Raw genomic sequence first — 23766 nt, forward strand, 5'->3', positions numbered from 1 at the left:
GGGGCTGAACGGACCGGTAGTTCAGCTGGTTAGAATGCCGCCCTGTCACGGCGGAGGTCGCGGGTTCGAGTCCCGTCCGGTCCGCAAGAAGCCCCTGGCCCAGGGGCTTTTTCATTTGTAGCCAACATCCCGCACGCAGCATGGCGAAGATGCGGGCAGGCCCGTCCGGTCACAGGGTGAACGGCAGCCGGTGCACCCCGGCATCCTGCTGGGTCCAGGCATGGATGGCATAGGGGCCCGGTGGCCAGTCCAACACAGGCACCTCGAACACCAGCCGGTGGACGCCCCGGTCCAGCATCGTATCCCGGTGAAGCACGTGCATCACCCTGCCCCGCCGGTCCAGGACGATGGCATGGAAACGCACGCCTGCCGGCGCATCCACCACAAGGGCCCGTTGGATCGCTTCCGGAACGCCGCTGCACATGCGGTCCTCCTCGGCCCTGAACCGCATGCTGTAACGCGGTGGCGGCTGGCCACTCAGGCGGCTCACCACCAGGCGCAGCGTGTCCGTGGCGCTGCTGTCCAGGGAGCCCATGCCGGCGATGCTGTAGCCATCGCTCATTACCCAAACGGCCGACTGGGCCAGGTCGTCCGGGTAGTCGCCCGCCGCTATGGCCGTCGCCACAGCCACGAGTCCAGGGGCGGCCCATTGGCCCGGCCGATAGGGTTCGCCTTCCTGCGGCCCACGCAAGGGTCCTTGGGTGCACAGGGCGCGGCAGACCACCGTGCGTGACGCGCCAGCTGAAAGGTCCAGCACCTCCTCCCGCACCACCAGCAGGTCCTGCACGCCTTCGTCGATGCTGGTGAAGACCCAGCCCGCCGGAATGGTGGTGCGCACCGTGGCACCGGAGGTGTTCCGCACCACGGCCTTCACGTCGCCGCCGGTCGCTTCGTCGGCGGCCGTCACCTGTAGCGAGATGGCACCACGACGCAGGACCTCATCCAGCGGGATCCGGTCCATGGCGGGTAGGACTTGTGCCACGGAAATGACCAGCACGGCGATCAGGTTGGAACGAAGCATGGTGGAGAGCTTTCAGTTGGAACGCGCGCTGGGTGGGCGATCATTGCGGAAGCCGGTGTGTATCGCGAACCGGGCTGATCGGTGTCATGGGCTCCCGAGCGGCCTGTTTCCACCTTCGTTGCCCAAGCCACACCAACTGGATACCTCCATGCGAAAGGCATCGCTTCTCCTGGTCCTGTCCTACACCGGCCACGCCCTCTTCGCCCAGGTCACCGTGGACTGGAACCAACCAGTCCAAGGGCTCTCCATCGCGCTGGACCAGGACAACAGCGTCTTCACCGTCAACTACGACGCCAACCTCGGCGGCGATATCACGCTGATCAAGCGGAACAGCGATGGTGCGGAGCTTTGGCAGGCCGCCTACGACCAAACGAGCAGCACGCGCTTCGACCGCGCCACCTGGGTGGCCACCGACCAAGCGGGCAACGCCATCGTGGCCGGCACGGTGATGAGCGGCTTCAGCAACCCGGTGAACGCGAACGCCCTGGTGATGAAGTTCGGCCCCGAGGGGCAGTTCCTGTGGCGGGTGGAGTACGAGAGCGACTTCGATGGCTCCTCCACGCGCAAATGCCTGGTGGATATGGCCAACAACATCTATGTGGTCGGGCTGGGCATGGGGCCCAACGGCATGGTGACCCAAGTGAAGAAGCTCGGGCCTGACGGCGCACCGGTCTGGTCCTGGTTCGATCCGGTGGGGATCGGAGCCCCGGTGAACATCAAGTTCACACCGGATAGCAACCTGGTGATCAGCGCACGCAGCATCACCGGGATCCTCAATGGTTACGCCAAGATCGACCGCGACGGCAACAGCATCTGGAGCCTGCCCGGTGTGACCAGCCAGACGATCGGCGATGCGGCCGGTGATGGGGCCGGCAACACCTATTGCGTGCATGGTACGCAAGGCGGAAGCGTGATCCGCAAACTGTCACCCACCGGAGCCGAGTTGTGGCAGAACACCTATGCCATCACCGCCTACCGCGTGGAGGTGGCGAGCGATGGCGGCCCGGTGGTGAGTGGCTTCCCGGCCGGTGGCGGTGGTGGCGCGGCCTTCCTCAAAGCCGATGTGAGCGGTACCCAGTTGTGGTCCAACCCGGATGCCGATGGGCCGAACATCTTCCTGCTGCACGCCCAGATGCTGCTCGATGCCGACGACAACGCCTACCTGTGCGCCGGCATCCTCTTCAATATGGGCGTCTGCAAAGTGAACAGCGATGGCAGCGGGGCATGGTACATCACGGCGGGCAGCGGCAACGCGCAGGGTTTCGCGCTGGGCACGGACAACAATGTCTACGTCACCGGGGGTTCCACCTTGCGTTTGGGGCAGGGACTTCCCACCGCGATCACGGACTTCCCTCTGCGTGGTCCAGCCATCCGGGTATTCCCGGTTCCGACCCATGATCGGATCCAGGTGGAATGGCACGGTCACATCCCGGTGCGCTGGCGCATCCGGTCGGTCTCCGGAGCAGCCATGGCGGAAGGCCACCTGCACGGATCGTTCGTGGATGTATCGTCCTTGCCGGCCGGCGTCTTCATCTTGGAAGTGACCGATGCATGGGGCGGCGCGGACAATGTGAGGTTGGTGAAGGAGTAGACCACCAGAGGCTGCGAGCCGACCATTCTATCGCCGTGCCTCCAATTCCCGGTCGATCATCTCCATCAGCTTCGTGATGCGCTTCTCGGTGGTGCCATACATCTTCACCATCCATTCCCGTATGAACAGGTTGGTGCGCAGCGCTCCCTGGAAGGTCCGGTCATCCATCAAGGCGACCGCGTCATAGGGTTGGCCGCTCACCCACATGGTATCCACCAGCACCTTGGCGTGTACTTGCGGAAGAATATGGTCCATCTGGATCCTTCCATCCGCCTCGAACTCAAGGTTCTTCAAGTAGTCGTAGCGCTCCGAGTAGAGTGCGGTCATCTTGCGGCGCAGGCTATCGTTGCGGATCAGGTCGATCCCGATGCTCTTCAGATTGTCGTATGCCGAGGTGTTGGCCGTGAGCGTGGTGCTCCCGAACAGGTTGGCGTAGTGCACACGCAGGGAATCGTGGAAAGGCGTGCGCTCGGTCAGGTGCTTCAACACGGCGCGGTTGCCGCGTTCATAGCGCTGGTTCGCCTCGATGTTGTAGCGACAGTCCTTCAGGTCCATCGCCAGGTTCTCCCGCATCTCGGCCAATAGCCCCAGCTCCTGCTGATCGCGCTTGCGTTCCGCGTTCCAGTTGTTCAGCTGCAGGGCCAGGAAGATCCCGATCACCACCAGCAGGATCTCGCCCACGGCGTAGGTGAGGTAGCGTGTGATGCGGCCTTGGGCCAGCAGGCTTTGGCGGATGGAGCGGAAGAAGCGGATCATTTGCGGCGCTGTTCAAGTTCCTTGTCGATCTGTGCGATGAGCTCCTGGACCTGTTGCTCGACGCCTTCATATATCGTTACCATGAAGCCCTTGTTGAACTTGTTCATGCGCAGCACGCCCTTGAACTTGTTGTCGTTCATCAAGGCGTCCACATCGACCGGATACGCGTTCTTCCACATGGTATCCATCACCACCTTCTCATAAAGCTGCGACCCCATGTCCACCTTTTGGAGGTGGAAGTCCTGTTCGATCTCGATCATCGCCACGAACCGGTAGCGTTCGGAGTACAGGCGTGTGATGGCACTGCGCAGGCTGTCGTTGCGGATCAGGTCGAAGCCGATGCTCTTCAGGTTGTCGTAGGCCGACGTATTCATGGTGAGCATGGTGGAACCCATCAGGTTGCCATAGTGGATACGCAACGAATCGTGAAAGGGAGTACGCTCCTCCAGGTGTTTCAGGACCACCTCTTGTGCTCGTCCCAATCGCATCTGCGTGATGATGTTGTCGCGGCAATCCTCCAGGTCTCGTAGCAGGTTCTCCCGCATCTCGATCAGCAGCGCCAGCTCCTGCTCGCTGCGCTTCCGCTCGGCGTTCCAGTTGTTCAGCTGCAGGGCCAGGAAGATACCGATCACCACCAGCAGGATCTCGCCCACGGCGTAGGTGAGGTAACGCGTAAAGCGCCCCTGGGCCAGCAGGCTTTGGCGGATGGAGCGGAAGAATTTGATCATGGCGCTTCGTGGATCTCCTTATCGATGAGGGCGATGGTCCCTTCGATCTCGCGGACCATCTCCATGCAGTCCTGAAGCATCGCATTGTTGTTCAGGATCGCGAGCTTCAATCCGTTCTGGTAGGCCATGTCCTGCAGCAAGGTGGCCCATTGTTGACCCAGCGTGGCCAGTCGCGCTTCACTGTCCTCCACCTTCAAGGCCAACTTGTTGGTGGCGAGCGTACGCTCCCAATCCAGAAATGGGACCTGTTCCACAAGTAACATCGCGCGGTCATAGAGGTACATGTCGTACTCCCGGCGCATGTGCGCGGTATGCACGGCCAGGCCCTCGTATCGCTGCGCCAGGTCGAGGACCCTGGTCTTGATGGAGTCGTTGGTGATGAAGCTGAGGTTGCCCGATCCGATCAACTCGTTCAGGGTCTTGGTGCTGGGCACGAAGGTCTTCCAGACGAACACGTTCCAGGACAGGGAGTCCACATAGCGGATCTCCGCCGCGCTTGTGGGTGGTGCCTGCTTGAGCAGGAGTGATCCGGAGGATGTCTTCCGCTCCTTGTCCGTGATGAACTCGGCCAGTTTGCCCAGATCCATCGCCAGGTCGGCCTTCAGTCCGTTGAGGTATTTCACCTCGCGCGCCCGGTTGCCCCGTTCGTTGTTCCAGTTGTTGATCTGCAAGGCGATCAAGATCCCGATCACCACCAGCAGGATCTCGCCCACGGCATAGAGCAGGTAACGCGTGAGGCGGTTCTCCTTCAGGAGCCGCTGGCGGATGGCGTTGAAGATGCGGGGCATGGTGTGGTTCGTTCACATTCGGTCTTCAAGGCGCTTCACGTGCGCGTCGAGCATTTCCAGGATGGACGTGATCTCGCCCTCGATCATCTCGTACTGCCCTTGCATGTATCGGCGGATGAAGAGGTTCATCTTTAGCACCTCTTGGAACTTCCGGTCATCCATGAGCCGCTCATGGTCCACAGGCATGGCCGCCTTCCACAAGGCTTCCATGTTCAGGTGTTCCAATACTTGCGGATAGACATGGTCCCATTGATAGCCATCATCCAATCCTTTCTCGACATTCTCCACGTAAGCGTACTTCGTGGAGTACAGAGCTGATATGGCATTGCGGAGGCTGTCATCGGAGATCAGGTCGATGCCCACGGACTTCAGGTTCTCCCAAGCGGCGGTATTCTCGCTGATCTGGTAGTTGCCCAGGATGTTCCCGAAGTGATGTTTCAGACTGTCGTCCAGTGCAGCCCTGTCCTGAAGGGCTTTCAGGACGGATTCGTTGGCGCGGATCCGTTCCTTGTTCCCAGTGACATTGTAACGCACATCCTGCAGGTCGGTCGTCAGGTTCTTCTGCATTTCCTGGAGCAGCGCCAGCTCCTTGCCGCGGGTTTTCTTCTCCGCACTGGCGTTGTTGATGCTCAACGCGATGAGGATGCCGATCACCACCAGCAGGATCTCGCCCACGGCATAGACCAGGTAACGCGTGAGGCGGTTCTCCTTCAGGAGCCGCTGGCGGATGGCGTTGAAGATGCGAGGCATGGAGGTGTTCTAAGTCCCGTAGGGACGACATGTGGTTAGAGCTTCAGAACTGACCGTCCGATCGGTCCCGTAGGGACGGCATGGGGGTGGCATCAGCATTCGGTGGAGGATGGTGGTGAAGATGCATGCCATGGGTCATCTGTTCAATTGCGCATCGATCCGGGCCAACGCTTGTTCAGTTGAAAGTACCATGTCCTGCAAAAGCGCGATGATGCCTTGTCCGTTGATCACGCAGAGGGAGAAGCCGTTCTTGTAGGCCCGGTCCGATAGCAGCAGCGCGATCACTTCCGGTGCCATGGGCGTCGTGCCGGTTCGATCGCCCGCTGTTGCCATGGCGAGATAGGTCTTGAAGGTCTGTCCGATATCACCGATGCGGAAGAATGTGCTGTAGAGATATTCCTCATAGTCGTGGCGGATGTGATCCTGGAAGAAATCGATGCGGTCGTACCCGAGTTCCATACGCAGCAGCTCGTTCTTGAGGCTGTCATCCGCAAGAAGTCCCAAGTTGCCCGAGCTGATCAGTTCCTTCATCGTGCTGTTGTTGCGATGGAAGGGTTCCCTGTAGAGGACATTTATCGTATGGTAGCTGAACGAATCCGGGGAGAGCTCGTGCCTCCTCTCGAAACAGTCGATCATGATCGACGCTGAACGGACGGCGGTACTGTACATGTCGATGCTCCGCTCCAGTTCCGTGATGTTCAGACGCAGGTCCGAACGGAGACCGTGCAAGAAGACCTTTTCCCGTGCCTTCGTATGCTGCGACTCACGGTAGTTGTTCACCTGCAAGGCGATCAGGATCCCGATCACCACCAGCAGGATCTCGCCCACGGCATAGACGAGGTAGCGGGTAAGGCGGTTCTCCTTCAGGAGCCGCTGGCGGATGGTGTTGAAGATGCGTGGCATGGATGTTCGCTCAGTCCCGTAGGGACGTCATCTTGGTTGAATGGATGGGTACTGTTCGGTCAAAAGTCCCGTAGGGACGGCATATGGGTCGGGGTCAGCATCCGCTGTCGGATGGCGTTGAAGATGCGGAGCATGGCTCTCGATCATTTCTTGCAACTGCGCGACAGATACGCCTCGATGCTGGCGATGAGTAGTTCGTTCTCCTCGCGCAAGGCCTTCATCCCCTTGAACCAATCGCCCATTTCCCAATAGCGGTCCGTGAGCATGTTGGCGATGGTGCGGTCCGCGAGGAGGGCGCGCCGGTCGCTGGGGAACTCCTGGTGGGCGGGGTTCAGGCCGCGCAGGTAGATGTACTCCTGCATGCGGGGGCGCAGCCGGTTGGTGGTGATGCCGCGAAGGATGGCCTCGGCGGCCTTGTACCGGTTGTGTACCGCAGGGAATCGAGTGAGCCGCTCCTGTACCTCGTCGTCCGCGATCAGCTCCATCTTGTTGTTCAGCACGCTGTGCAGGTATTCCAGCTGCGGCTGCAGGATCACCACCTCCGTGCCTTGGAAGAGCAGGGTATCCAATGCGCCGAGCGCCTCTGGAGCCGGGTCGCTTCGCATGATGTCGAGCAGGAGCTGTGTATGCGTCCTCTGACGTTCCATCTTCAGTTGCTCCTGCTCGAAGTGTGTCGCATTGGCGCGCAGGTCCACAAGCAGTTTGTGCAGCACGGTGCACTCCGCCTCACGTGCCTGCCGGGCCTGGTTCCAACCATTCACCTGCAAGGCGATGAGGATCCCGATCACCACCAGCAGGATCTCGCCCACGGCGTAGACCAGGTAACGCGTGAGGCGGCTCTCCTTCAGGAGCCGCTGGCGGATGGCGTTGAAGATGCGGGGCATGGAGGCAAGGGTCGAGCGAATGTCGGCAAAGGGATCCTTGCCCAAGCGCTCGCGCCGAACTTTGTCAGCACCCTCCCCATGCGCCACCTGGAACAGCTCCTGCGCCTCCGTCTCGCCCACCCGCGCCGCCTGCGCATGGGCCTGCGCGATCTGCTGCTCATCGGCATCGCCTACAGCCTGGCCATCGTGCTGCTGGCGCTGGGCGGTGTGGGTCCCGGCATGCCCTCCTGGCTGGCCATCCCCACGGAGAACTACTTCACATGGGAGCCGCTCTTCACCACACCGGTCATCTTCCTCACCGGCCTACTGGCCGCCGCTGTGATGCACCTGCTGGCCCGCTGGCTGGGCGGCACGGGCAGCTTCGAGGACACCGTGGCGCTCATCGGCCCCACCACGGCATGGGCCACGCTATGCACACTGATCCCCGATGCCATCATCGGCCTGCTGCTGATCATGGGCGCGATCGACCCCGCGCAATGGATGGCGGCCATCGTGCGCCCCAGCACCACGCTGGCCATCATCTGGCTTTACCTGCTGCTCTATGTGGTGGCCTTCGCCATCCTGTATCCCATGGTGGCGCGGCTGGTACACGGGCTCCCGAACGGCAAGGCGCGCGTGGCGGGCTGGCTGGCCTTCGCCGTGTACCAGGGCATTCTATTCGTGTTCATCCGATGAGCGGGTCCATGTGCCGTCAACTCCGCGGCTTCATCGGCCCGGTCTCGTGGTACACCGGCTTCAGGTCGCGCAGGTAGTTCCAGATCGCCTTCAGGTCGTCGTCGCTCATCCGGGCGAAACTGGCCCATGGCATCGGGCTGTCCGGGAAGGTGGGCCCCGCGCGGAAACGGTTGCGGAAGGTGTCGAAGGTCCAGTTGTAGAGATGGCCGGTCTCCGGGTCGGGCGTGAGGTTGGGCGTGTTGAAGAAGGTGCCGGGCGTATGGCCCGCCATGCCTTTCCAGCCTGCGAGGTCGGGTCCGATGAAGGCACCGTTGGTGAGGTCACGCGCCGTGTGGCAGCCCCGGCAGTTGGCCACGCTGTTCACCAGGTAGTCGCCGTAAGCGGCCGTGGTATCGGGCTTCATCTGTGACGGACGCGGCTTGTCCAACGGTCCCATGGGCTTCACCAGGAAGGCCTTCACCACCGCACCCAGCATGTTCAGGTCGTGGTCCGGCACCGGCGTGGGATCGGCGGGCACCGTGCGCAGGTAGCTGATGATGGCCGTGAGGTCCGAGTCGCTCAGCATGTAGAAGGGCATGAAGTCGAAGATGGCCCGCCCGTCGTGGCCCACGCCGTAGCGCAGGCTCCGCGCGATCTGCGCGTCGGTGAGCGATCCGATGCCGTGTTCCTTGTCGCCGGTGATGTTCTTCGAGTACAGCGTGCCCACCGGCAGATGGAAGGCGAAGCCGCCGTGCAGGGGGACGGGTTCGCCACGGAGGTGCGCGGCTTCATGCGCATTGTCGGTGTGGCAGCCGGTACAATGGGCGGGCCCATGCACCAGGTAGGCGCCGCGGGCGATGGTGGCGCTGTCCATGCGGGCGTGGATGTCGGGGAAAGGCGCCTCGTAGCGGAGGTCCTGCCGCAGGGCCACGGTGGCCGAGAGCAGCATGGTGAGGAAGAGGAGGATGAGGCCCGACCAGATGAGGATCTTCTTGAAGGTGCGCATCGTTGTGGTGGTGTTGGTGGAAGCGTTCAGTCGATGGTCAATGGGTCGCCGCCGCGCGCTTCGCGCATGAGGCGCATGCCCACGGCGATGGGCCAGATGATGCCCATGAGCAGGTACACGTTCAGGCCCAGTTCGGCGAGGAGGCCGATTCCGAGGATGTTGCCCACGCCATCCAGCAGACAGGCGATACCAGTGATGTGCGAAAGCACGCTGAGGCCGCGCGGCCCGGGCTTCCATAACAGTCCGAGCCCGATCCACCACACGGCGGCGAACAGCACTTCGAGGATGTTCCACAAGCCCTGTGTCACGGCCAGGGTCACGGTGCGGAAGGCCACAGCGAGGATCATCTGCTCGTCGCTCGATGCCGTGAGGTGCTCACGCATCAGGTCCGGCCATACCGCAGCGAGCACTGCGGCGCCCGCACTGCCGATCAGCGCGTAGGCCACACCACCCAGCGTGATCAGCGGCACCCAGGGCGAGCGGTAGCGCATCTGCCGGTGCAGGTGCAGCGCCAGGGGGATCATCAGCAGGTAATAGCCGAATAGGTCCAGGATGTTGAACCAGTAGGCGAGCTGGTGGTTGTGGGCGTGGTCCAGCGTACGCGCGGGGTCGCTGAAGGCCTCCATGTCGAGGTCCACGGCGAAGGCGCCGACGATGAGCGTGGCGGCCGCGAGCAGACCGGCCAGGATCGCCAGTCCGCCAACGGTGCGCAGGTAGTTCCGATCGCGTTCCATGTGGTCGTTGTTTGATGGGGGCAAAACTCCCGGCGGCCCGGTCCATGGCCACTGTCAAGGCCCGACGATCGGCTGGCACTTCACGCCAAGCGCTGTGCACGACTATTTTGGCGGCGCATGAACAGCGGCACGCCAGCCCCATCGGAAGCCAGCGGTGATGCGCTCTGGGTCTCCATGCCCATCCTGCGCAACATCGTGCTGGCGGCGGGCGGCAATGCGCAGGGCATCGCGGCCATCTGCGGCGCGGCGGGCCTGGACCCTGCCGACCTGGACCGCGCCGACCTGCGCCTGGACCTGGCGCGCAACTGCGCGTTGATGGACGCCGCGCTCGATGTCTCTGGCGATCCCTGGCTGGGCCTGCACGTGGGTCAACGCACCTCGGCCACCGTGCTGGGCCTCACCGGCCACCTCATGGAAAGCAGCCCCGACCTGCTTGGCGCACTGCACAGCATGCAGGACTACACGCGCGCGTTCACGCGGCTGTACACCTTCACGCTGGAGGTGAAAGGAGACGATGTGCACTATGGTTGCGAACCGATCCAGGTATGGAACGATGTATCGCCCGAGACGGCCCGCCATAGCGTGGACATCGGCTATGCCGGGCTGTTGCGCGTGTTCCACCTGCTCGCCGGTCGGCCGGTGCGTCCACTGCGCGTCCTCTACCGCTACCTGCGCCTGCCCGATCTCAGCGAACATGAGCGTGTGCTGGGCTGCCGCCCATTGTTCGGTGCGGCGTCCAACACCATCGTCTTTTCACTGGCCGATCTGCGCGCCCCGGTGGTGGGCTACAACCCCGGACTCAATGCCATGCTGAAGGACCTGCTGGAAGGCGAACTGCGCCGACAGGCCGGTGACGCGCCCTTCATCGAACAGGTGAGGCGTACCGTGCTGCGCAACCTGCAGGTCACCTTCCCGCCATTGGAAGCCGTGGCCGATGCCTTGCACATGACCCCTCGCACTATGCAACGCAGGCTCAAGGAGGAGGGCACCACCTACCGCGAACTGGGCGAGACCATCAAGGAGGAGATCGCGCGCAACCTGCTGCGCAACCCGGACCTCACCCTCACCGATATCGCGCTGCGCCTGGGCTACGCCGAGGTCACTTCCTTCCAGCGGGCCTTCCGGCATTGGACAGGCACCACGCCGAACGCCTTCCGCAAGGCGAAGAAATAAGGACTTTTCATTCGGACCCGGGCGACATCACCACCCGGTACCGCAGCCGCACATCAGACAGGGTCGTATTCGACCCCGCCACGCGTGCATCGCGCAAGGGCGCCGGTTCGGTCCAGGCATCGCTTGCGTCCGGCGTGGGCGGCAGTGGAAAGTCGAAGGCCAGCCAGGTGTGCTCTTCGATGTGAAAGCTGAGGATGCGCGTGGCCGAGCGGCTGTTCAGCGGCAGAAGTGCTGGCACCATGAGCATGCCGTCCGCTGTGCGGTAACGCGCCGTGTCCAATGCCACGGAGCGGTTGTCCTGGTCGCCCGCGTAGAGGCTCATGCGGATCCGGCCCGGCTCCCGAGCACCGTCGGTGATGCGCTCCAGCGGCACCATCACCTCCACCTCGATGGCGAGCGGAGCGCCCAGTACTTCCGGCGGGCGTGGGATGCCGAGCAGGCTCAGGCCCGCGATGCCGAAAAGCGCCACCTGGCCCAGGAGCACCGAGAGGCCGGCCGCCTTCCAGAACTGAGCCCACTCCACCGCGCCCACCAACTTGGTACCCAGCAGGCCCAGCAGGAAGCCGCCGATGAAGCCCGCCGGGATGAACAGGAAGACGACCGCCATGCCACGTTTGCCCTCAAAGTCGCTGACGCCGTGCATGCCCGTGACCTTGTCCGCGACGAAGGCCGTGACGAATGCGGTGACGAGCGCGGTGAGCAGCGCGACGACCAGGGCGATCTTCCAGGACATCCGGTGTGTGTGCCGGTGAAGATCGCGATCTTCGGCACACCAGCGCGTCGTAGTGCGCGTGGAACCACCGGCCCCATGGGTCAAGCCACCGTCACCATCACCGAAGAAGGGCGCTCGGGCTCGGTGTACTACGACTCGGAAGGCGGCCGCATCACGGGTTGGTGGGAGTTCGGCGGGGGCGATGCCGTGGCGATCGTGTACATGGGCAGCGCCAGCGAGTGGCGGCATGGGCATCCGTGGGCCATGGAGCGGCGCGCGGAGATCCTGCGCTTCGTGGGCGACGAGGTGGTGCGCCAGAAGGCCAGCAGCTGCAAAGCGGTGATCGACGAGGAAGGAGGATGGATCACCATCACGCACTAGCACCCCATGAGCACCGCAAGGGACCCGAACGAAGCGGCTGCCGCTTGGTATGCGCGCTACCGCGACCTGCGCCTCAAGCTCGCCCTCCTCGTGGGCGCGATCGCCCTCGTCGTGGCAATGATCGTCTTCGTGGGAAAGAACCTGCTCTCCATCAACCCCGGCCCCGGCACGCCCATCGGCCATGCCGTGCGCACCGACGGCCACATCGCCGTGCTCATCCAGACGCTCGAGGCCTACATCCCCTCGCCCAACCGCGACCACAGCAAGGACACCTACGCCATCAGTCTCTTCATCTTGCCGCTCGATGGGTCGAAGCCACAACTGGTGAAGCTGAAGGAAGGCATGCGCCCCAATGCCTTCTCCCTGGCGAAGGTGATCGGCAGCGATGGCCGCGCGCTCTGGTTCGATGCGGCGGGCGTGGGCGCCGTGGACCTCAGCACCTTCAAGCTGCTGCCGCCCGCGGAACTGCGTGATCCGCCGGAACCGAAGCGCACCAATGCGCTGCCCTTCGGCCCGAAGGTGGAGGACCATCTCGCGGCGGGTCTCTTCACCTCCCCCACCACCTGGCTCGGGTTGCTTTCCGCGGAAGAGGCCACACGCGATCTGAAGCCCGGCTTCTCGCTGAAGCGTGTGCGCGATGCGGTGAGCGCGAAACAGCAACGCGGCTTCCACCGCTGCACACTCAGCCCGGAGCCCGGCGTCATGGGCCACCCCATCCTCACCACGGAACCCATGGGCGACACCGCCTACTTCAATGCCGCCTTCCTCCGTCCGCACGATGCGGCTGAACCGCTGCGCCTGCGCGATCCCGACAGCGCGCTGATGGTCTACACGTCCGCACCCGGCCTGAAAGGCACCACGATATTGGCACGCGTGGACCTGGAAGGCAAGGTGCTATGGAGGACCGACACCGGCATCGACCGCTTCGCCTTGCAGCAGATCCTGCCTGGCGAGGGATCGACCGCGTTCTACGGCACGCGGCCACCCGAAGAGGACAAGGTGCCCGAGCCGTTGCTGGTGATCGTGGAGCATGGCACAGGTACCATGCGGACAGAATCACTTTGGCGTTGAGGGACAGCGGATCCAGCCGACCGCTTTCACCTCAACCGGCCCACCACCCCTTCGATCGCGTCGCTCAATTTGTCGCAGGCGCGCACCGTGTCGGCGAGCAGCTCCGCGCGGGGTGTCAACGTGCTCTCCCGCAGCGCGTCCACGAAAGCACGCAACTCCGTGCTACGCGGATCGCCGCCGATGCCGTCCTCCAGCTGCGCGTCGATGTTCGCGATCAGCTCCTCGTCCAGGTGACCGTGCCGCAGCTCGGTGCGCAGCATCTCCACCGTGCGGCGCAGGGATTTCAGGCGGCGGGCCAGGGTGAGGGTGTCCAGCATCGCGGCGAAGATCGTCCCTCTTTTCGGATACCTTGTCGTCCATGCGCGTCACGGTCTTTGTGATGGGGGTATGCCTGTCCGGCCTGCTCCAAGGCCAGCCGCCCCGGCACATCGCCTTCGCCGACACGCTCCTCTTCAACGACAGCCTGCACTACACCGCCTTCGGCTACGATGGCCCCGCACCGCTCTTCGTGCAGGCCTGGTTCCCGGAGGATGAGCGACCGGCCACCCTGCCCTTGACCTTCAAGCAACTCCGCACACCTTCGCTGGATCCCGCATTGCAGCGCGTGTACCACGAACTGCTGCTGCGCATGGACAGCGCCTTCATCGAATACTGCCTGCGCTATCCCATCGACGGCGACGAGCCCATCGACTACGCGCCCTTCACCGAAGCGCAGGTGAAGGACAGCCTCTTCGCGCTCTCCACCCACGCCCGCCGTGCGCCATTCCCGCGCAACACCGATCGGCCTGTGGTCGTCTACCACCACGGCGCACAGGGCCTCAGCGACGAGAACGTGTGGATGGCCGAGCATTTCGCGGAGAACGGTTTCATCTTCCTCTCGTGCAACTTCCACTGGCCCTTGGAGAACGCCCAGTACGGCACCCCGCTCGTGTGGGCGCCGGACCGCGGTTCCATCCGCACCATGCTCCACTTCGCGCGGCAGCTCAACAGCGGCGGCAAGGTCTTCTACATCGGCCACAGCTGGGGCGCGCAGGAAGGCTGGTGCACACTGCATGAACCCGGCCTCGCCGATGCCTTCGTGAGCCTGGAGACCACCATGGAATGGAAGACCGACACCGCCGAAGTGCGCGACAAGTGGCCAACCGTTCTGGAGGCCATCACCACGCACACGTACCCGATGCCCATCCTAATGGTGGCCGATACCGAAGGCGAGCCGCCGTTCCCGCTGTTCCAAGGCGTGCGCGGCGATCTACGCTACCTCGACCCCAAGGAACCGTTCGCGCACGAGAGCTACACCAGCGCGTACTTCATCCGGCAGGCTGGGCAGGGGCGCTTCAATGTGCCCGATGTGCCGCTCCTGCATGAGCAGGCGAAACTCTACGAAGCGTTGCTGGCGGAACTGATCGCGTTCTTTCAGGAGCAGGCGGGAATGCCGGTGGTACCGCCTGTGTATCCCTCTGGTGATCCCTTTCACCGGCGGTAGCTTGGAGCAGATGAAGAATGGGCACCGCGCGCTGCGGGACAAGGGAGCGATCACGGATGGGCGGTTCCAGAAGACCTTCTTCCTGCACGGAACGCCGTAGTGCAGCACGCCCGGTCCACCGTCATCCGCATGCGATCATGGCGGTACGCCCTAACGCACGGATCCCGGGGACGATGTCCGCCCCCGGGATCCCTTTCGATCGGTGATCTCGGCGGATCGCTCAATCTTTCACCGCCTCCACCACCCAGGCGCTCAGCGGCACCTGGAGCGCCCCGGTGCCGAACTCGGCGGTGAGCAATGCGGCCAGCAACTCCTTCATCGCGGGCAGCGCCTTCGCGTCGCGCTCCATGATGGCGGTGTGGATGGGCGAACCTTCCAGCAGCCCGGTGGCGGCGTCCTGCGCACTGGCCGCCTGGCCGGTGGGCGTGGCCAGTTCCAGCTTCACCCGTGCGAAGCCGCCGGTGAGCAGTTCCTCGCGGATCAGTTCGCGGTCGTGGTAGGCGAAGGGCACCGTGTAGAAGTTCGGCGTGTCCACGGGGAAGAAGTCATGGGCCACCTCGTTGGCGTACCGCGCGGCAGGGTTCTCCTGAAGCGCGTTCCACGCGGTGAGGATCATGCGGCCGCCGGGCTTCAGCACGCGCAAGGCTTCTCGGTAGGCCTTCACACGATCGCTGTAGAACATCACGCCGAACTGCGCGACCACCAGGTCGAAGCTGGCATCGGCATAGGGCAGGTCCACGGCGTCCACCACGTTCCACTCCACGCGCGGGGCGGTGATGGTCTTCTGCGCGAACTCCAGCATGGCGGGGTTCACGTCGGTGGCCACGATGCGGGCGTGATCGGCCAGGCGGTCCACCAGGTGGCGCGTGAGGCGGCCGGTGCCGGCGGCCAGTTCCAGCACGCGGTCGGGCGCCAGCGTGGCGATGCGGCCGGCGAGCAGCTCGGCGAAGGGTTCGAAGAACATCGGGCCCAGATGGGCGTCGTACTGCCGTGGGATGCTGCCGCTGAAGGCGGTGTTCACGGGGGCTTTCATCGTTTCCATGGTCGTTGTGTTTGGTGGGGACAAAGGTCCCGTCACCATCACCCCGGCTGTTTTTCCCAGCGGCCCAACGATCGTGCTGTGCGGTTCAGGCCTTCGCTTCGCGGAGCGCGGCGGGCGCGTGGCCGAAGTGCTCCTTGAAGGCGCGGCTGAAGTGCGAGAGGTTCTCGAAGCCGCACTGGAAGGCCACCTCGCTCACCTGCAGGTCGCCGGCGCGGAGCATGGTGCGTGCGCGCTCCAGACGCCGATCACGCAGCCAGCGGCCGGGCGGCATGCCGTAGATCTCCTGGAAATCGCGCTTGAAGGCCGAGAGGCTGCGCCCGCTCAGACGCGCGAAGTCCTCCAGCTGCAGGTTGAACCGGTAGTTGTCCTCCATCACGCGGCGCACGCGCTCGTGCACGGGGTCGTGCAGCAGGGAGCAGAAGTAGGACAGCAGCTGCGCGTTGCCCGCGTCGGCCATCACCGCCAGCAACAGTTCGCGGAACTTCAGGCGCAGCAGCTCCGGGTGTACCGGCAGCCCCTGCCGGAAGTGCGGCAGCATGCTCTGCACGAAGCCGTCGAGCACGGCGCCCTTGTTCAGCCGCACCATGGCCGGTGTGTGCTGCGGCGGTCTGCGTTCCATCGGACCCATGCTGCGCACCGTCTCGCAGATGAATTCGTCCGACACGAAGAAGATCACCACGCAGAAGGGCCGCGCGAAGTCCTGCTCCACGATGCCCGCGCCCTTCCGCACGAAGGCCGCCTCGCCGGCGTGCAGGTCCACCGCGCCATCGGCGGTGTGCCACACCTTGCGGCCATCGAGCACGAAGACGAAATAGCTCTGGTGGCTCCAGAGGTCCTGCAGCTTCTCGCCGATGGGGCAGTTGTACTCCGTCACCAGTTCGTCGTCGTAACGCAGCTGGCGGTAGAAGCCGGGGTCGGCGATGATGTCATCGAGGAAGTTGAACATCGGCCACGCAAAGGTCGGTGCGCCGGTGGCCGGTGTGAACGCCATTCATCACAACGCCGCGGATCGGATCTCCTGACCGACCTGCACAGGGCCGATGCCATTGGGAGGGCGCCGTACCATTTGCGTCTTTCGGGAAGGCCCGTCGTCCATACAAGTGAAAACCGATCAACACATGGAAACCAAGAACATCTGCCCACCCAACTGCTGCAACGGTGACACCACCGGCCAATGCTGCGCCACGCCTCAGAACAGCTGCTGCGCGACCACTTCCACGCAGCACTGTTGCGCACCCGCCAACTCCTGCTGCGGTGGCTCCACCTCCGACTGCTGCGCCACCCAACGCTGCTGCTGAACCATGGCCGCTCCATTGCGCTACCTCTACATCTTCCCGCATCCGGATGACGAATCGTTCGGGCCCGCCGGGGCCATCCACCAGCAAGTGCGCGCCGGGCATGAAGTACACCTGCTCACCCTCACACGCGGGGGCGCCACCCAGGCCCGCATCAAGCTCGGGCTGGGTGTGGAAGAAATGGGCGCCGTGCGCTACAACGAGATGCAGGACGTCGCACGCGTGCTCGGACTCTCCAGCATGACCGTGCTCGACCATCCGGACAGCGGCCTGAAGGAACTGGACCCGCGCATGCTGGAGCATATCGTCGCGGAGCACATCACGCAGGTGAGGCCGCAGGTGTTGGTCACCTACCCAGTGCACGGTGGCAGCGGCTTCCACGACCACCTGGTGACCCATGCCGTGGTGAACCGCGTCTTCCTGGACCTGCGCGACCAGGGCCACAGCTACCTCAAGCGGCTCGCCTACTTCACCATGCCCGACAGCGGCGCGCCGTCCATACTGCCGGATGGCTGGCCACGCCTGAAGTTGACCGAGGCCGAGCTGATCGACTGCGTGGTGCCCCTGGCCGCCGAGGACGTGGACGCCATGAAGCGCGCCCTGCTGTGTTACGCCACCTACCAGGAGACGGTGCGGAAGATGGGCGTGATCGAAAAGATCGGCGACAAGGTCCATTTCGAGATCGCGTATGAGAACTTCGCTCCACCGCTCACCGACCTTGGCCTGTCACTGAATTGAGCACGGCACGCGACCATACCAAGGCGCACGTGGGCGCCGGCCCGCCCGGGAATGCCTCCCCGGAGCAGGCCGGTGCCGCGCTGCTCGGTGCCATGCGCCGCTTCCACCGCGAACTGTACGCCTTCATCCGCAACCGCACCCGCGATGATGAACTGGCCAAGGACCTGTTGCAGGACACCTACCTGAAAGCCCTGCTGAAGCAGGACACGGTGACCGACGCGGACAAGCTGGTGGGCTGGCTCTACCGCATCGCGGGCAACACCGTGGCGGACCACTTCAAGAAGCAGCGACCGCGCGCGGCCTTGGACGATGTGGCCGAGGAGCACGACGAGCCGGTGCTGAACGAGCGCTACGTGCGCTGCCTGCCCCACATGCTCCGCGAGCTGGATGTCAAATACGGCCAGGCGCTGGAGCTGGAGCTGAAGGGGGAACTGCCGCAGCAGGCCATCGCCGAGCAGCTCGGCATCTCCTACACCGGCGCCAAGTCGCGCATCCAGCGGGCACGCGTCCAGTTGGAGGAGCTCTTCCGCGAACGCTGCCACTACACGGCCGATGCCTATGGCAATGTGGTCGATGACCGTTGCGGCGATGCCTGCGACTGCAGTGCCGGAAGTGGATGTGGCACAGCGAAGCCGAACGGCGGACCATGAGCGTCCTCGCATCGCGCACCATCGCCACGGTGCTGGGCGCGGCCATGGTCATGTCCGTGCGGTATGCACCGGAGCTGATGCACGGTCCGAATACCGGACTGCCGAACGGTCCGGAAGCCTGCGATGCGGGATCCTGTTGCGTGGCCGGCGTGGAGCAGCAGGCCGATCGAGCTCCTGTTGGCGAAGCGCCCGCTCCCTGCTGTCCGGGCGTGGTGCACATGGCCTTCGTTTTCGCGCTGCCCGTGGGCCGCTTGCGGCTCCTCGCACCCGATCGCACCGTCAGCATCCTGCGGCATGTCGATGGTCCGCCGGCCACATCGTCCTACACCGCATCCGTCTGGCGCCCGCCGGATGCCGGCCGCGATCCCTTCCTGGAAACACACACCCATCAACACGAACCGAACACATGAGAACGATCCTGATGGCCTTGCTGGCCATCCTCATCAACACCGTTTCGAACGCCCAATGCGACCCCGGCTGCTGCACGCCGGAGGAATGGCCGATCTGCGCGCCGTTGTGCGCTTTGGCCACTGACGATCCGCTCTCGGTGGAGGCGATCACCGCCGCCATCAATGAGGCGGGCGCCGATCTGGAAGCCACCGCAGCGGTGAGCGCTCCAGCATCGGTGGACTGCCCCACGCGCCCCGGCTGCGTCTGCCCCGGCAGCAGCACCGCACCGGCACGTGATGCGCGTCATGCACGGACGAACGCCCGCCCCAGTGCGGAGCCAACGGCCGCCGTGCCGCACTGATCAGCGGAGCACGAAGCGCAAGGCCCTCCGGGAACGGGGGGCCTTGTTGCTTCATGGTATCGGGAAATGGAGGACGGGAGATCCTTCGGAGGATCGGGGGTGCATGGGTACCAGTACTGGCGATCGATCGTGCCACGCGACCAGTCCCCCCCCCCCTGCTCAATCGCACGCCGCAATGATGCGGTCCACCACGGTCAACGCCTCCGTGGCGGAGATCTGGTGCGCGTCCTGCGTGTTGGGGAAGGCCGTCATCACCACCAGCAGGCGCTTGTACGGCACGATGAAGGCGAACTGGCCGCCGTGGCCCGACATGAAGGGGATGCCGCGCTGCGTGTCGATCCACCACTGGTGGCCGAAGCCGTAGCCGCTGGACGTGGTCCCGTGCGCGGTCAGCATGTCCGCGATCCAGGCTTCGGGCACCACCTGCTGCCCGTTCCAGCGGCCGCTGTCGGCCACGCACAGGGCCAGCTTCGCCATCTCGCGCGGGGTGGTCTCGATGCCGAAGCCGCCCAGGGTGGTGCCGTCCTTGTAGCGCACCCAGTTCAGGTTGGTGATGCCGATGCGCGCCAGCAGCACCTCGCGCGCCCATTCGTCCATGGGCCGTCCCAGCGTCTTCTGCAGCACGCTCGCCAGCAACTGCGGGTCGCCGTCCTTGTACTTGAACAGGTCCCCGGGCGCGGCCGCCATGTCCAGCGAGAGGATGTGGTCGGTGATGTTGCCGGGCTTCTGCCGCAGGATCTCATCGGTATCGCCGCCGATGCCGTCGTTCTCATAGGCGATGCCCGAGCGCATGTTCAGCAGGTGGCGCAGGGTGATGCCCGCCTTGTCGCCGTGGCCGTCGAGTTCCGTGGTGAAGTACATCGAGATCGGGTCGTCGATGTCCTGGAGGATCCCCTCTTCCAGCGCGATGCCGGAGAGCACGCCGGTGAACTGCTTGGTGGCCGACCAGATGAGGTGGCGCGTGGTGATGTCATCAGGGTCCTTCGGGTAGGCCTCCGCCACCAGCCGGCCGTTGCGGAACACCAGCAGGCTGCGCATCGGCCAGAGTGCAGCGTCGTTGTACGCGTCCTGGTAGATGTTCCACAGCGCGTCCGGGTCGATGCCTTCGCTCGCCGGGTCGGAAAGCACGTGGCCGTCGCCGATCCCCACCGGAGCGTAGGTGGTGAAGGGCCGGTTCAGCGCATCGTCCTTCAGGCAGCCACAGGCCAGGACGGCGGCGCACACGATCGGGAGGAGCTGCTTCATGATCCGGTCCGTTTTCCGCCCACCGGCCAGCGCAGGTGGATGGCGTGTGAAAGGCTCTTGATCCCCGGGAACAGGGAATAGCCCCAGTACTCGAAGGCGTAGGCCAGCGCAAGGCGCCCTTCCTCGCGCGGCAGCAGGGCGACCTCCGCGCCGATGTGCTGGAAGACCGTGGGACCGCCGAAGACCAGGTCCGTGTGCGGGTTGCGCACCCAGTCGCGGAAGCGGAGCGCGTACCAGTACTCCTCCGTGGTATGCGACGGCCGTGAGGCCCAGCCGAGCAAGGCGGAGGAGAAGCGACAATCGAGCACCCTGTCCCGGACCTTGGCCCTGGCGAAGAGCCGCACGCCCAGTTCCAGGGACGAATACCAGAACATGTGCCCGCTCTGCAACTTGGGATAGAGCTGCCAGGCGTAGTTGGCCGCGGCGTAGGGACCCAGCATCAGCGGACCGTCGTTGCCCAGGCGCCAGGCATGGCACAGGTCCACCGGACGGAGCTGGAAGTGCGCTGCGATGCCGGCCCGCGCATCGTTCAGCACGCCCAGCACCAGGCGCGGCTCATAGGTCCACTGCCGGTTCCCCTGCGCGAAGCGGGTGCGGTAGTCCACGCCCAGGTCGCCGCCGGCGAAGGCCAGCCCGTAGTTGTACACGTCCTTCACCTGGGAGAAGCGCGTGAGGAGCGCGATGGAGGAATGCCGCGTGCGCAGGCTGTCCTGCGCACCGGCGATCACCGGTGCGGAAAGCAAGTAGGCGAAAAGGAGCGGGCCCAGCAGCTCCACGCTTCGACGCATCTCCCTTGCACGGCAGGCCGGGGTCGGGTCGTCCATGGGGCAAAGTTGGGAAGTGAGGGCAAGGATCGTAGCGCGGACGGGAACGGATCATGTGAATGGACCAGGCAGAAGGATCATCTCATGGACACGGATCCGAAGGAGCCCCTTTCGTTCATCGATCGAACGGCTGGCGTTACATCGGCGCGTTACCAGAAGATCCGTGCAAGGTCGTTGAACACCGATAGCGCCGTCGCGAAGCGCATTGGCGGAGCACGGAGCGCATCCATCGTGCCCGCGCGAGCAAGCCCTTGTTGCGGAAATGGCAGGCAGGCACTACGACCGGGAGGCGTCGAAGAACGTGTGTCCCGGAAAGGTCTCCGACCTCGTGGCGTGGAAGCTCATGCTACGCTTGCTCCGGAGGTAGTGCGGGCGGACTGCGGCCGGGTGATGGAGTACCTGGGGTTGGCTGACGAGGGCAATAGGGGAGTTCAGAGCAACTCCTCCTTGTCAATGCCCGCCTGCTTCAATATCGCCAGCATGGTACCCTTGGGCAGGTCGCGCTTGTGCATCGGCACGATGGTCATCTTGCCGTTCGCGCGGTTCTTGAAGATCTGGTGCGAGCCCTTGGTGCGCATCAATTCATAGCCATGCTTCTTCAACAGGCGGATGAGTTCGTCCGGCGTGAGCGATGGCGCCTTGGTCATCGCCGATCAGGATGCGAGTACCAGCGAATACTCGAAGGTCTGGCTGTCGTCCGGCACGGGATCCCCTTCGGCTTGCAAGGTTTCCACATACAACGCTATGGCCTCACGTGCCATCTCCAAAGCGTGCTCGATGTTCTCACCGAACGTGACACAGCCCGGCAAGGCAGGCACGTTCACAGTGAACCCGCCTGTAGGTTCGCGGGTCAGCAATACGCGGTAGGTGAGTTGTGACATCGCTTGGGGATCGGTTCTGATTACTTCGTAATGAACTTCCGACAGGCTTCAAGGTCCGCCGCTTCGAGCATCGGGTATTGCTTCAGCACCTCGTCCTCGGGCGTTCCCGCCATCAGGAACTCCAGCACGGTCTGGGCCGTGATGCGCATGCCCCGGATCACCGGCTTGCCGTTGCAGATGCGGTCATCCACCGTGATGCGCTTGAGCAGTTCGGGGTTGGCGTTCATACTCGCAAAGGTACAAGAGCCACCCTTGAACGTCCACCTACGTTTTAGTTTCACGCCGCATGAAGCTCTGGGCCGGCGTCACCGACAACGATTGGTTCTCTTTCCTCTCCGAGCGCGGCTTCGATGAGGTGAACTTCTGGCAGCCGAGCGGTCTGCCGCCCTTCACCACCCTGCCCGCAGGCACACCTTTCCTGTTCAAGCTGAAGCGGCCGTTCAACCACATCGCGGGCGGCGGCTACTTCGTGAGCTTCTCGAAGCTGCCGCTGAACATGGCGTGGGAGGCCTTTGGCGAGAAGAACGGAGCAGCCACTTACATGGAAGTGGAGAAGCGCATCCGGCGGCTATCCACCGGGGAGCGCAGCGTGCTGGAGATCGGATGCAGTGTGCTCGTGCAGCCCTTCTTCTTTGAACGCAAGGACTGGATACCCATGCCCAACTGGTCGCCGAACATTGTGAAGGGGCAGACCTACGACACCGAGACCACCGAAGGCGCATGGCTCTGGAGCGAAGTGCAAGCGCGATTGCAGAACACCGCCATCCAAAGCCTCGTGGCCGAACCGGCGGCGGAATACGGCGGACCGCGCTACGGCGAACTCTTCCTCACGCGCAGCCGCTTGGGGCAGGGTGCTTTCCGGGTGCTGGTGAGCGAAGCCTACGGGAAGCGTTGCGCCATCACGGGCGAATCGACCTTCCCAGTGCTGGAGGCGGCGCACATCAAGCCGTACGAGTTGGAGGGGCCGCACAAGATCACGAACGGGATGCTGTTGCGGTCTGATTTCCACAAGCTCTTCGATGCTGGGCTGGTGACCGTGACGCCCGAGCTGCGGGTGCGCGTGAGCGACCAAATCCGGGAACAGTACTTCAACGGCAAGGCCTACTACAGCCTACATGACAAGCAACTGGCCGTGACCCCCAAGCTGACCAGCCAGCAGCCCGACCCCGAGTTCCTGCGCTGGCATTTGAACGAACGCTTTGTTGGCTAAACTCTACCGCCCATGATCAGCGACCAATTGCGCGATGAACTGCTGGCCTTCCGCAAGGAGCGCGACTGGGAGCAGTTCCACAACCTACGGACCCTGAGCACCAGCATTGCCCTGGAAGCCGCCGAGCTGATGGAGCACACCCAATGGGCCAAGGATACCGATCTGCCCACCCTGGCCACCGAGCACCGCGATGCCCTGGCCGAGGAGATGGCCGACATTGCCATCCTGCTCACCTATCTGGCCCACGACCTGCGCGTGGACCTCGAAACCGCCGTGCGCCAGAAGCTGGTTAAGAACGCCGCTAAGTACCCGGTAGAGAAGGCGAAGGGCGTGGCGACGAAGTGGGATCGGTTGTGAGTGCGTTGCTGCAACCGTAGGATCTACTTCGGGTTTGTCTGGGACTGTGGAAATCTCAACGCGTGGATTCGGATCAACGAGGGTTCTCGCTGCCTACTTTACGCAAGCCATGATGATGGAATTTCTGTCACGATTGGT

General features: G+C 63.9%; 31 protein-coding genes and 1 tRNA gene. 14 read left to right on the plus strand and 18 right to left on the minus strand.

The annotated features are described in order from the left end of the window. Positions 1-10: 10 nt before the first annotated feature. A tRNA-Asp gene (locus KIT10_04740) sits at positions 11-84 on the plus strand. Between the two features lie 85 nt (positions 85-169). Here KIT10_04740 and KIT10_04745 read toward each other — a convergent pair. Continuing rightward, positions 170-1021, minus strand: coding sequence for a hypothetical protein (locus KIT10_04745; GenBank protein MCW5898557.1), 852 nt, complete (start codon positions 1019-1021; stop codon positions 170-172). Between the two features lie 148 nt (positions 1022-1169). On the opposite strand from KIT10_04745, the gene KIT10_04750 reads away from it, so the two are divergent. Next, entirely contained in the window at positions 1170-2612 is a 1443-nt protein-coding gene (locus KIT10_04750; GenBank protein ID MCW5898558.1) for a hypothetical protein, read from the plus strand. Positions 2613-2639: 27 nt separating this feature from the next. Here the strand turns inward: KIT10_04750 and KIT10_04755 are convergent, their stop codons facing one another. The 6 genes from KIT10_04755 to KIT10_04780 form a co-directional block, all read right to left on the minus strand. Then, complete coding sequence (locus tag KIT10_04755) at positions 2640-3368, minus strand: hypothetical protein (GenBank protein ID MCW5898559.1); 729 nt, start codon at positions 3366-3368, stop codon at positions 2640-2642. After that, on the minus strand, positions 3365-4096 hold the full coding sequence (locus KIT10_04760) for a hypothetical protein (GenBank protein MCW5898560.1): 732 nt from the start codon (positions 4094-4096) through the stop codon (positions 3365-3367). The genes KIT10_04755 and KIT10_04760 overlap by 4 nt, the downstream gene beginning before the upstream one ends. Next, a complete protein-coding gene (locus KIT10_04765) occupies positions 4093-4884 on the minus strand; it encodes a hypothetical protein (protein ID MCW5898561.1) in 792 nt (263 codons plus the stop codon). Before KIT10_04765 ends, KIT10_04760 begins: the two co-directional genes overlap by 4 nt. Positions 4885-4896: 12 nt before the next feature. Next, positions 4897-5634 (minus strand): hypothetical protein, encoded by a 738-nt coding sequence (locus tag KIT10_04770; protein MCW5898562.1) that lies wholly within the window; start codon positions 5632-5634, stop codon positions 4897-4899. A gap of 135 nt (positions 5635-5769) precedes the next feature. After that, on the minus strand, positions 5770-6537 hold the full coding sequence (locus KIT10_04775; protein ID MCW5898563.1) for a hypothetical protein: 768 nt from the start codon (positions 6535-6537) through the stop codon (positions 5770-5772). 143 nt (positions 6538-6680) lie between these two features. Next, positions 6681-7421 (minus strand): hypothetical protein, encoded by a 741-nt coding sequence (locus KIT10_04780; protein MCW5898564.1) that lies wholly within the window; start codon positions 7419-7421, stop codon positions 6681-6683. A 78-nt stretch (positions 7422-7499) separates the two neighbouring features. Here KIT10_04780 and KIT10_04785 point away from each other — a divergent pair, with 78 nt between their 5' ends. Further along, entirely contained in the window at positions 7500-8096 is a 597-nt protein-coding gene (locus tag KIT10_04785) for a hypothetical protein (protein MCW5898565.1), read from the plus strand. A gap of 16 nt (positions 8097-8112) precedes the next feature. On the opposite strand, the gene KIT10_04790 is transcribed toward KIT10_04785, so the two are convergent. Together KIT10_04790 and KIT10_04795 are read right to left on the minus strand one after the other, a co-directional pair. Then, positions 8113-9081 (minus strand): c-type cytochrome, encoded by a 969-nt coding sequence (locus KIT10_04790; GenBank protein MCW5898566.1) that lies wholly within the window; start codon positions 9079-9081, stop codon positions 8113-8115. A 26-nt stretch (positions 9082-9107) separates the two neighbouring features. Further along, positions 9108-9815: a hypothetical protein gene (locus tag KIT10_04795; GenBank protein MCW5898567.1), complete on the minus strand. Its 708-nt coding sequence runs from the start codon at positions 9813-9815 to the stop codon at positions 9108-9110. Between the two features lie 117 nt (positions 9816-9932). Here KIT10_04795 and KIT10_04800 point away from each other — a divergent pair, with 117 nt between their 5' ends. Next, complete coding sequence (locus tag KIT10_04800) at positions 9933-10988, plus strand: AraC family transcriptional regulator (GenBank protein MCW5898568.1); 1056 nt, start codon at positions 9933-9935, stop codon at positions 10986-10988. A gap of 7 nt (positions 10989-10995) precedes the next feature. Here KIT10_04800 and KIT10_04805 read toward each other — a convergent pair whose 3' ends face one another. Then, on the minus strand, positions 10996-11721 hold the full coding sequence (locus tag KIT10_04805; GenBank protein ID MCW5898569.1) for a hypothetical protein: 726 nt from the start codon (positions 11719-11721) through the stop codon (positions 10996-10998). A gap of 75 nt (positions 11722-11796) precedes the next feature. Between KIT10_04805 and KIT10_04810 the strand changes: the two genes are divergently transcribed. Both KIT10_04810 and KIT10_04815 read left to right on the plus strand, forming a co-directional pair. After that, positions 11797-12081, plus strand: coding sequence for a hypothetical protein (locus KIT10_04810; protein ID MCW5898570.1), 285 nt, complete (start codon positions 11797-11799; stop codon positions 12079-12081). 6 nt (positions 12082-12087) lie between these two features. Beyond that, entirely contained in the window at positions 12088-13152 is a 1065-nt protein-coding gene (locus tag KIT10_04815; protein ID MCW5898571.1) for a hypothetical protein, read from the plus strand. A gap of 26 nt (positions 13153-13178) precedes the next feature. Here the strand turns inward: KIT10_04815 and KIT10_04820 are convergent, their stop codons facing one another. Then, positions 13179-13469, minus strand: a complete 291-nt coding sequence (locus tag KIT10_04820) for a hypothetical protein (protein MCW5898572.1) — start codon at positions 13467-13469, stop codon at positions 13179-13181. A 41-nt stretch (positions 13470-13510) separates the two neighbouring features. Here KIT10_04820 and KIT10_04825 point away from each other — a divergent pair, with 41 nt between their 5' ends. Further along, positions 13511-14635 (plus strand): hypothetical protein, encoded by a 1125-nt coding sequence (locus tag KIT10_04825; GenBank protein MCW5898573.1) that lies wholly within the window; start codon positions 13511-13513, stop codon positions 14633-14635. 220 nt (positions 14636-14855) lie between these two features. Here KIT10_04825 and KIT10_04830 read toward each other — a convergent pair whose 3' ends face one another. Next, positions 14856-15668: a class I SAM-dependent methyltransferase gene (locus KIT10_04830; GenBank protein MCW5898574.1), complete on the minus strand. Its 813-nt coding sequence runs from the start codon at positions 15666-15668 to the stop codon at positions 14856-14858. A gap of 94 nt (positions 15669-15762) precedes the next feature. After that, the gene (locus tag KIT10_04835; protein MCW5898575.1) at positions 15763-16623 is read right to left on the minus strand and encodes a helix-turn-helix transcriptional regulator; all 861 of its coding nucleotides are present in this window, start codon (positions 16621-16623) and stop codon (positions 15763-15765) included. A gap of 172 nt (positions 16624-16795) precedes the next feature. On the opposite strand from KIT10_04835, the gene KIT10_04840 reads away from it, so the two are divergent. Genes KIT10_04840 through KIT10_04860 form a run of 5 tightly spaced genes read left to right on the plus strand, consistent with a single transcriptional unit; the run spans position 16796 to position 19111 of the window. Further along, a complete protein-coding gene (locus KIT10_04840; GenBank protein MCW5898576.1) occupies positions 16796-16975 on the plus strand; it encodes a hypothetical protein in 180 nt (59 codons plus the stop codon). Positions 16976-16978: 3 nt separating this feature from the next. Further along, positions 16979-17710: a PIG-L family deacetylase gene (locus tag KIT10_04845; GenBank protein MCW5898577.1), complete on the plus strand. Its 732-nt coding sequence runs from the start codon at positions 16979-16981 to the stop codon at positions 17708-17710. Next, the gene (locus KIT10_04850) at positions 17707-18360 is read left to right on the plus strand and encodes a sigma-70 family RNA polymerase sigma factor (GenBank protein MCW5898578.1); all 654 of its coding nucleotides are present in this window, start codon (positions 17707-17709) and stop codon (positions 18358-18360) included. Before KIT10_04845 ends, KIT10_04850 begins: the two co-directional genes overlap by 4 nt. Beyond that, the gene (locus tag KIT10_04855) at positions 18357-18770 is read left to right on the plus strand and encodes a hypothetical protein (protein MCW5898579.1); all 414 of its coding nucleotides are present in this window, start codon (positions 18357-18359) and stop codon (positions 18768-18770) included. Before KIT10_04850 ends, KIT10_04855 begins: the two co-directional genes overlap by 4 nt. After that, entirely contained in the window at positions 18767-19111 is a 345-nt protein-coding gene (locus tag KIT10_04860; protein MCW5898580.1) for a hypothetical protein, read from the plus strand. Before KIT10_04855 ends, KIT10_04860 begins: the two co-directional genes overlap by 4 nt. Before the next feature lie 159 nt (positions 19112-19270). Here KIT10_04860 and KIT10_04865 read toward each other — a convergent pair whose 3' ends face one another. The 5 genes from KIT10_04865 to KIT10_04885 all read right to left on the minus strand — a co-directional run bounded on the left by KIT10_04865 (position 19271) and on the right by KIT10_04885 (position 22288). Further along, positions 19271-20356, minus strand: a complete 1086-nt coding sequence (locus tag KIT10_04865) for a serine hydrolase (GenBank protein ID MCW5898581.1) — start codon at positions 20354-20356, stop codon at positions 19271-19273. Continuing rightward, positions 20353-21180: a hypothetical protein gene (locus KIT10_04870; GenBank protein MCW5898582.1), complete on the minus strand. Its 828-nt coding sequence runs from the start codon at positions 21178-21180 to the stop codon at positions 20353-20355. The genes KIT10_04865 and KIT10_04870 overlap by 4 nt, the downstream gene beginning before the upstream one ends. Before the next feature lie 431 nt (positions 21181-21611). Continuing rightward, on the minus strand, positions 21612-21827 hold the full coding sequence (locus KIT10_04875) for a type II toxin-antitoxin system HicA family toxin (protein MCW5898583.1): 216 nt from the start codon (positions 21825-21827) through the stop codon (positions 21612-21614). A 6-nt stretch (positions 21828-21833) separates the two neighbouring features. After that, positions 21834-22061 (minus strand): type II toxin-antitoxin system HicB family antitoxin, encoded by a 228-nt coding sequence (locus KIT10_04880; protein ID MCW5898584.1) that lies wholly within the window; start codon positions 22059-22061, stop codon positions 21834-21836. A 20-nt stretch (positions 22062-22081) separates the two neighbouring features. Further along, the gene (locus tag KIT10_04885; protein ID MCW5898585.1) at positions 22082-22288 is read right to left on the minus strand and encodes a DUF433 domain-containing protein; all 207 of its coding nucleotides are present in this window, start codon (positions 22286-22288) and stop codon (positions 22082-22084) included. Positions 22289-22347: 59 nt separating this feature from the next. Between KIT10_04885 and KIT10_04890 the strand changes: the two genes are divergently transcribed. Further along, positions 22348-23271, plus strand: a complete 924-nt coding sequence (locus KIT10_04890) for an HNH endonuclease (protein ID MCW5898586.1) — start codon at positions 22348-22350, stop codon at positions 23269-23271. A gap of 12 nt (positions 23272-23283) precedes the next feature. After that, positions 23284-23628, plus strand: coding sequence for a nucleotide pyrophosphohydrolase (locus KIT10_04895; GenBank protein MCW5898587.1), 345 nt, complete (start codon positions 23284-23286; stop codon positions 23626-23628). Positions 23629-23766 lie beyond the last annotated feature (138 nt).

The organism is Flavobacteriales bacterium, assembly GCA_026129465.1.
GTDB lineage: Bacteria > Bacteroidota > Bacteroidia > Flavobacteriales_F > PHOS-HE28 > PHOS-HE28.